The organism is Allobacillus sp. SKP2-8 (assembly GCF_007559355.1).
In the GTDB taxonomy this organism is placed as follows: domain Bacteria; phylum Bacillota; class Bacilli; order Bacillales; family Alkalibacillaceae; genus Allobacillus; species Allobacillus halotolerans.
In genome coordinates, this window is record NZ_VMHF01000020.1 from 28,662 (window position 1) to 29,818 (window position 1,157).

Consider the following 1,157-nt stretch of genomic DNA (forward strand, 5'->3'; position numbering starts at 1 on the left):
AAATAAAATGGTGGCTTGGGACGGAATCGAACCGCCGACACAAGGATTTTCAGTCCTTTGCTCTACCGACTGAGCTACCAAGCCATAAGATCTGTTATTTAAATGGCGGTCCGGACGGGACTCGAACCCGCGACCTCCTGCGTGACAGGCAGGCATTCTAACCAACTGAACTACCGGACCATTTTGTTTTAAATTAAATTTACATTTTAGTATGTATTATATTGTCGGTGATTAATTTGGTTGCACCCTACGGGTACTTCCTATTTTACCTTGCTACGAAGTTAATTCAATGTAGATGCGGTAAATAAATTGGTTGCACTCTTCGAGTACTCCATATTTCATCTTACATCGAAGTTAATTCGACGAAGATACGATGATTAATTTGGTTGCACTCTTCGAGTACTCCATATCTTACCTTGCTACGAAGTTAATTCAATGTAGATGCGGTAAATAAATTGGTTGCGGGGACAGGATTTGAACCTGCGACCTCCGGGTTATGAGCCCGACGAGCTGCCTGACTGCTCCACCCCGCGATGTAATTAAAGTTTGATAATGGTGACCCGTACGGGATTCGAACCCGTGTTACCGCCGTGAAAGGGCGGTGTCTTAACCACTTGACCAACGGGCCATATGAGTAATATGGCGGAGAGCGAGGGATTCGAACCCTCGAGACCGCGATAACGGTCTACACGATTTCCAATCGTGCTCCTTCGGCCAACTCGGACAGCTCTCCATATAATATGGCTCCAGCGGCAGGATTCGAACCTGCGACCAATTGGTTAACAGCCAACTGCTCTACCACTGAGCTACGCTGGAATGTTGTTAAAAAGCTTACGTATAAATATGCTTCCCGAGTTGATAGGAGTAATGATCAACATGCCCGGCAGCGTCCTACTCTTGCAGGGGAAAAACCCCAACTACCATCGGCGCTAGAGAGCTTAACTTCTGTGTTCGGAATGGGAACAGGTGTGGCCTCTCTGCCATCGCCACCGGATATGTTTAATTTATTAACTAGCGACAAACTATATTATATTAACCTTCAAGCAAAAATGCAAGTAGAAAATCAATACAATTTAAAATATGTACCTTCAAAACTAGATAAGAAGCAATACATCATAAAGTAAGTTAAGTCCTCGACCGATTAGTATCCGTCAGCT

General features: G+C 44.5%; 6 tRNA genes and 1 rRNA gene. All 7 read right to left on the bottom strand.

Annotation, left to right across the window (positions count from 1 at the left end):
• Positions 1-8 precede the first annotated feature (8 nt).
• The 7 genes from FPQ10_RS11645 to rrf all read right to left on the bottom strand — a co-directional run bounded on the left by FPQ10_RS11645 (position 9) and on the right by rrf (position 994).
• Positions 9-84, bottom strand: a tRNA-Phe gene (locus tag FPQ10_RS11645).
• Positions 85-103: 19 nt separating this feature from the next.
• Positions 104-180 (bottom strand) — tRNA-Asp (locus FPQ10_RS11650).
• 276 nt (positions 181-456) lie between these two features.
• A tRNA-Met gene (locus FPQ10_RS11655) sits at positions 457-533 on the bottom strand.
• Positions 534-553: 20 nt separating this feature from the next.
• Positions 554-628, bottom strand: a tRNA-Glu gene (locus FPQ10_RS11660).
• A gap of 12 nt (positions 629-640) precedes the next feature.
• Positions 641-733 (bottom strand) — tRNA-Ser (locus FPQ10_RS11665).
• 8 nt (positions 734-741) lie between these two features.
• Positions 742-816: transfer RNA gene (locus tag FPQ10_RS11670), tRNA-Asn, on the bottom strand.
• 62 nt (positions 817-878) lie between these two features.
• Positions 879-994, bottom strand: a 5S ribosomal RNA gene (gene rrf, locus FPQ10_RS11675).
• Positions 995-1,157 lie beyond the last annotated feature (163 nt).